The organism is Ramlibacter aquaticus (assembly GCF_015159745.1).
In the GTDB taxonomy this organism is placed as follows: Bacteria; Pseudomonadota; Gammaproteobacteria; order Burkholderiales; family Burkholderiaceae_C; genus Ramlibacter; species Ramlibacter aquaticus.
This window is the reverse complement of record NZ_JADDOJ010000131.1, coordinates 1-6,320: the sequence shown is the minus strand read 5'-3', so window position 1 is coordinate 6,320 and position 6,320 is coordinate 1. Positions and strand designations below refer to the sequence as shown.

3 protein-coding genes are annotated in these 6,320 nt (G+C 71.3%); all 3 read right to left on the bottom strand.

The features are described 5' to 3' along the window. Positions 1–2,340: two-partner secretion domain-containing protein (locus IM725_RS19410; protein WP_193782290.1), on the bottom strand; the 2,340-nt coding region annotated here is incomplete at its 3' end. Between the two features lie 45 nt (positions 2,341–2,385). Further along, positions 2,386–4,086, bottom strand: a complete 1,701-nt coding sequence (locus IM725_RS19405) for a ShlB/FhaC/HecB family hemolysin secretion/activation protein (RefSeq protein ID WP_193782289.1) — start codon at positions 4,084–4,086, stop codon at positions 2,386–2,388. A gap of 115 nt (positions 4,087–4,201) precedes the next feature. Continuing rightward, positions 4,202–6,106, bottom strand: a complete 1,905-nt coding sequence (gene htpG, locus IM725_RS19400; protein WP_193782288.1) for a molecular chaperone HtpG — start codon at positions 6,104–6,106, stop codon at positions 4,202–4,204. Positions 6,107–6,320 lie beyond the last annotated feature (214 nt).

Sequence of the window (6,320 nt, the reverse complement as noted above, 5' to 3'; positions counted from 1 at the left end):
GTCGTTCACCGTGGACCGGCTGATGGCGTGGTTGTCGGTGCTGACGCCGATGAAGCCACCGACGCCGACCAGGCCAGCGCTCGAATTCATCCTGATGTTGGTCGCGGCGCTGCCACTGATGGAGCCCGGCGTGCCGGTGTAGAGGTTGCTGCCGCCCATGCCCGCGAAGCCGCCGATGGCGGACGGAACGCCGGCGCCCGCGTCCATCGGACCGATGTTCAGCACCACGGCATCCACGCGGCTGTCCGTGACCAGCCCGCCGTTGCTGCCCACCATACCGCCCACGCCGGAGGTGTTCCTGCCCACCGTGAGGGCCACGTAGGCGCCCGACGCCTTGTCGATCGTGCCGCCGTTGGCACCCACCAGACCGCCGATGGCGTTCATTCCTGAACCACTGACCGTGGTGCTCAGGGTGTCGATGCTCACGTTGCTGGCGCTGACGCGGCTGAGCGTCGCGTCGCGGTTCTCGCCCACGAGCCCGCCGAGGAACTGCATGTCATTGCCCGTGCGGATGCGGACGCGATCCGCAAGGGTGTCCGCGATGGTCGTGGGGAAGAACACGTTGGGGCTGCCGAACCGGAGCTCCCAGCTACCGATCGTGAAGCCAGCGACGCCGCCCAGGTCCCTGGCGTTGTCCGGCGCGGTGAGCGTCAGGCTGGACACGATGGAGCCCGTGATGGAGGACCCGCCCAGGATCCCCACGATGCCACCCACATATTGCACCGCGACCGGATTGTCGTAGTAGCCATCGAAGTAGGAACCCGTCACCGCATTGACGGTGGCCCCGTCGACCCAGACGGAGCGTATGCCGGCCCGGGACGTCGAGCCCGCGAGCACGCCACAGTACACGGTGCACTGCACCGTGGGCTGGCGCAGCGCCAGGTTGCGCACCTCGCTGTTGGCCAGCTGGCTGAACATGCCCGTGGGGCTCAGGCCCGTGTCCACCACGTTCAGGCCCCAGACGCTGTGGCCCAGCCCGTCGTACTGGCCGCTGCGCTTCACCAGCGGATTGAAGCTGGCACCTGGCGCGGCCGGCCACGTGATGTCGGCGCCCAGGGCCGTGTTCGTGGCGGGTGCGGCCCGCAGCTGCGCCGGCGTGTTGATGACGGTGAAGACCTGCGTGCTGCCGTCGCTGCCGAGCCGGGTGCTGAAGCTGGTGCCCGAGGGCAGGTCGATGCGGCCGGCGAAGCCGGTGGCGGAGAGACCGAAATCGTCGGTGGCGGTGTTGCCCGCCGCCGGCTGGGCCTGGCCGATCTCCAGCGCGACGCTGCCCGCCGCGCCGTTGGCGGTGGCGTCGATGCGGTTGCGCACCAGCAGGTTGCCGCCGCTGCTGAGCGTCAGGGCATGGCTCGCACCCTGGGGTGCCGGCCAGGCGATGGCATCGCCGACCACCAGGTCCGACGCGGACGTTCCGGCAAGCTTGAGGTCCGCCATCTGCAGCAGACGGCTGGCGTCCGTGCCTGACAGCGTGCCGTCCTGCGCCGCGACATTCAGCGTGCTGTTGCGCACCTCGACCTGCACGCGCTTGCCGGCCGGGTCCTGGCGGTCGCTGAGGATCGCGAGGTCGGCGCCGAGCTCGACCCGGGAGGCCAGCACCGTCACCTTGCCCGCGTCGCCCAGGGCGGCGCTGGTGTCCAGCGTGCCGCCCAGCCTCACCGCCCCGGCGGGCGTGTTGCCCACGTCGATGGTGAGGTGCTGGTTGGCCAGGCCCAGGAGCGTGTCCGCGCTGCTGGCCGCGAGCACGACATCACCGCCGCTGGTGCGGATCGCGCCCGTGCTGGTGACCGAGCTGCCCAGCAGCACGACGCTGCCGCCGGTGTCCGTGACGATCTCGCCCTGGTGGACCACGGCGCCGTTGCCCGGGGCGCCCCGGAAGCGGTCCACCCCGTTCAGGAAGTCGCTGTCGGCCATGTCCAGGGTCGAGGCGACCAGGGCCCCGACGCTGACGGCGCTGTTGACGCCGAAGCTGATGCCGGCCGGGTTGAGGAGGTAGACCTTCCCGTTCGAATCGATGGCGCCGTCGATGGTGCTGGGCGTGCCGGGCGTGATGACGCGGTTGAGCACGGCGGAGGACGCGTCGGGTTGCTTGAACGACACCGAGTTTCCCGCGGCCACGTTGAAGCTGGCCCAGGGAATGACGGTGCGGCTCTGCGTGGTGGTGACGATCATCTGCCCGGGCGCGGTGCGCACCTGCACATTCACGGGCTGGCCGGTGTTGGCCAGCACGGGCAGGGCGGGCGCGGTCTGGGCGGCCGCCGGGCCGGCAAACAGTGCGGCGACGGCGCCGGCCAGCGGCAGCAGCCGGGCCCGACGTGGCAGCCGGGAGGTCGAAGCGTTCATGGGTTCTCTCCAGTGGCGGGGTGCGACGCGCGAGGGCGCGGCAGCTCAGAGTGCGTACTGCAGGCGCCACCACAGGCGCGGCCCGTGGTCCGAGCCGTCCTGGTTGCGGCCGTGCGCGGCAGCGGGGTTGCGGGCCAGCGGCAGGGCCAGCGACAGCTCGCTGCCCACCCGGCCCGAGCGCCACTCCAGCGTGGCGCCCAGGTCCTGCAGGCTGATCTGGTTGGCGTCGCGGGCCCAGGGCCGGGTGTGCACGCGCACATGGCCGATGTCGCTGAACAGGCCCAGGGTGAAGCCGCCGTCGAAGCTGCGGCGCAGGGCGCCGCTCAGGATCCAGCCGGAATCGCCCGAGGCTTCGTTCACGGGGTAGGCCCGCAGGGCCGTGGGCCCGCCCAGCGCGAACTTCTCGGCGCTGTCCAGGTTGGCGAGCGCCCATTGCGCGCGCAGGCCGACCGAGCCCGACCAGCCACCCGCCCAGGCCAGGTGACGCGCGATCTGTGCGCCCAGGAGGCTGAAGCCGCCTTCGGTGCCCGGGCCGGCCGCATCGGCCGCGCGGTCGTCCGCGACGCCCAGGCGAACCCGACCGGCGCGCGCCTGCACGCCCCAGGGCGTGAGGCTGCTGCCGGGCAGGGGGTCGCTCCAGTCGCCCGACAGGGCCAGCGTGAGGCCGTCGACGCTGCGCTCGCGCACGCGCTCGCCCAGGCTGTCGTCGCGGTAGCGGGCGTGGTCCGCCGTGGCGGCGAGGCGCAGGTTGAGCGATTGCGTGCGCACCAGCGGATAGGACAGGCCCAGCGAGGTGGTGGCGGCATCCCCACGGGCGTCCAGCGGCTTGTACTCGCGGCCCAGGCGGTACTGCAGGCCGCTGGCCGACGCCTGCAGCTTCAGGCCCGCCACGCCCAGCGGCGCCTCGGCGCCCAGGCGCAGCGCCTGCAGGCCGGTGCTGGCCACGACGCCGGCACTGATCTGCTCGCCGCGCGCCAGGTTGCGCGCCGCATTGAGCAGGACCTGCTCCTCGCCGGTGAAGCGCGAGCCCCAGGAATTCACGCTCGCGCCGGCCTGCCAGTCCGCGCCGTCGGCGATGCGCAGGGCCAGGACGGTGTCGCCGGGTGCGTCGCCGGCCTTCAGCACGCCGTCGGCGCTGACGCCGGGCAGGTCGTTCGCGAGCAGGATGCCGCGCTCCAGTGCGGCCAGGTCCAGGGGGCGGCTGTCGCCCAGCGCCTGCCTCACCACGCGTTCGACGAAGCCGGCGTCCACCCGGGCCGGCTGGCCTTCCACGCGCACGGCCGCGAGCTGGGCTTCCACCACCTCGATGCGCAGCACCGCCTGGGCGGACGCCTGGGCGGGGATGAGAACACGGGCCAGCTTGCCCTCCCGGCGGTACAGCGCGGCGATGGCGTCGCAGGCCTGCAGCAGCTGGGCGGCGTTGAGCGTGCGGCCGCGGAACGGCGCCAGGGCCTCGCGCACGGCAGCCGGGTCCACGCTGGCGGCGCCCTCGACCAGGAAATCGTCGACGTGCACGGAGAGCACGGCGCCTTCGGCGCCCCGGCGGCCCGAGACCACGCGCGGCAGGCTGCCGGGCGTGGGCGCCGTCTCCTGCAGGGTGCGCGACAAGGCCCCGGCATCGACAGCCTGGGCCCGGGCCGGCCCCGCGGCGGCCGCCGCCAGGGCGGCGAGAAACAGCGGAAACCGAACCGGAACAAGCGCCGTGGTCCGCGCGGTGATCGCGCGCCCGGCAGGCAAAAACCCCATGACAGTCCCCCCATGGAAGGGGGGCAGTATCCCGGCGGCCCCGGCGCTGGCGCGGGGCTCAGGACTGTCTGGTGAACGCCTTCACAGAACGAGCGGGCCCTGGCCCGCCCGGGCCTCAGGCCAGCAGGGCGTTGACCCGCCGCACGTAGGCCGCCGGGTCTTCCGGCAGGCCGCCTTCGGCCAGCAGGGCCTGGTCGAACAGGATGTTGGCCAGGTCGTCGAAGTGCTCGCTCGACGCCAGCTTCTTCACCAGCGCATGCGCCGGGTTCACCTCGAGCACCGGCTTCATGTCGGGCACCTTCTGCCCCGCCTGCTTGAGCATGCGGGCGAGCTGCGTGCTCATGCCGCCATCGGTGGCCACCAGGCAGGCCGGCGAGTCGACCAGGCGCGAGGTCACGCGCACGTCCTCGGCCTTGTCCTTCAGCGACGCCTTCAGGCGTTCCAGCACGGGCTTGAAGGTCTCGGCCGCTTCCTCGGTGGCTTTCTTCTCCGCCTCGTCCTGCAGCGTGCCCAGGTCGACCGCGCCCTTGGCCACGGATTGCAGCGGCGTGCCGTCGAACTCGGTCAGGTAGTTCAGCGCCCACTCGTCGACGCGGTCGGCCATCAGCAGCACCTCAATGCCCTTCTTGCGGAACACCTCCAGCTGCGGGCTGTTCTTCGCCGCGGCGAGGGTGTCGGCGGTGATGTAGTAGATGGCCTCCTGGCCTTCCTTCATGCGGGCCTTGTAGTCGGCCAGCGACACGGTGGGCGCGTCCGCCTGGGTGGAGTGGAAGCGCAGCAGCTTGGCGATGCGGTCGCGGTTGCCGAAGTCCTCGCCCAGGCCTTCCTTGAGCACGGCGCCGAACTCGGACCAGAACTTGCCGTACTTGGCCTTGTCCTCCTCGCTCGCGGCCTCGTCCTTCTCCAGCTTGGCCAGGTCTTCCAGCATGGAGAGCACGCGCTTGGTGGAGCCCTCGCGGATGGCCCGCACGTCGCGGCTTTCCTGCAGCAGCTCGCGGCTCACGTTCAGCGGCAGGTCGGCCGAGTCGATCACGCCCTTGACGAAGCGCAGGTACACCGGCATCAGCGCCTCGGCCTCGTCCATGATGAACACGCGCTTCACGTAGAGCTTCACGCCCGCCGACTTCTCCCGGTTCCACAGGTCCATGGGCGCATGGGCCGGGATGAAGAGCAGCTGGGTGTACTCGGTGGAACCCTCCACGCGGTTGTGGGCCCAGGCCAGCGGCGCCTCGCTGTCGTGGCTGATCTGCTGGTAGAAGGCCTGGTACTGCTCGGGCGTGACGTCCTTGCGCGGCCGCGTCCACAGCGCGCTGGCCTGGTTCACGGGCTCCCATTCGTCGGTGAGCACCATCTGGCCGGGCTGGTTGTCCTCCCCCTCCTTCCACGTCTCCTTGCGCATCAGGATGGGCAGGGAGATGTGGTCGGAGTACTTCGCGATGATGGACTTGAGCTTCCAGCTCGAGAGGTACTCCGTCGCGTCCTCGCGCAGGTGCAGGATCACGCGGGTGCCGCGCTGCGGCAGGGTGAGGGCCTCGACCTCGAAGTCGCCGGCGCCACCGCTCACCCAGCGCACGCCCTGCTCGGGCGGCAGCCCGGCGCGGCGCGATTCGACGGTGATGCGGTCGGCCACGATGAAGCCGGAGTAGAAGCCGACGCCGAACTGGCCGATCAGCTGCGCGTCGGCCTTCTGGTCGCCGGAGAGCTTGTGCATGAATTCGCGCGTGCCGCTCTTGGCGATGGTGCCCAGGTGGTCGATCGCCTCCTGCTGCGACATGCCGATGCCGTTGTCCGCGATGGTGAGCGTGCGGGCCTCGGTGTCGAAGGAGACGCGGACCTCCAGCGTGGGCGCGTCCTCGTAGAGGGCGTTGTTCTCCAGCGCCTCGAAGCGCAGCTTGTCGCAGGCGTCGGAGGCGTTGGAGACCAGCTCGCGCAGGAAGATCTCCTTGTTGGAATACAGCGAGTGCGTGACGAGGTGCAGCAGCTGCGCGACCTCGGCCTGGAAGGAATGTTTCTGGCTCATGGGCGTTGTGTGGACTGGAATGACTGCCGGCACGCCGGCGCTCCCGCCATCTGGGGGCTGGGCCTGGATTTTCAAGCCTGGCGGCGCGGCGCTCCAGCGTGAACTGGTGCACGGCCACCCGCCTTTTAAGCATGGGCTGGCGCCCACCCGCCGGCCGGCGGCGGCCCGGCGTTACAGTGCCGGCCATGCATTCGCCCGCCCTGGCCCCCAGCGC

Excerpts from the sequence above, each read along its gene's own strand:
- htpG (WP_193782288.1), bottom strand. The coding sequence starts at position 6,106 with ATGAGCCAGAAACATTCCTTCCAGGCCGAGGTCGCGCAGCTGCTGCAC.
- IM725_RS19405 (WP_193782289.1), bottom strand. The coding sequence starts at position 4,086 with ATGGGGTTTTTGCCTGCCGGGCGCGCGATCACCGCGCGGACCACGGCG.